Raw genomic sequence first — 238 nt, forward strand, 5'->3', positions numbered from 1 at the left:
GGACCAGGACTTCGATCGCACGATGTGATCGGCGATCTGCTGCATGGGCTGGATCTTCATGGCGATATGGAACCCGTCGATGATGTGGGTCGTCGGCTTCGGCATGGCGCGGGGCAGCCGCTTCAGGATTTCGGCGCCATCCGAAATCACCGTCACATCGCCGAAGCCGCGATATCCCGAAGTTACGCGCTGAATTGGGCTCGGTGCTGCGAACATGAGCCGTGTCGATGCTGACGAC

1 pseudogene is annotated in these 238 nt (G+C 60.5%); it reads right to left on the reverse strand.

The features are described from left to right. Positions 1-238, reverse strand: a pseudogene (locus tag ACWGTO_RS34050) (hypothetical protein); the annotation flags it as partial.

Source organism: Mesorhizobium sp. PL10 (genome assembly GCF_053714315.1).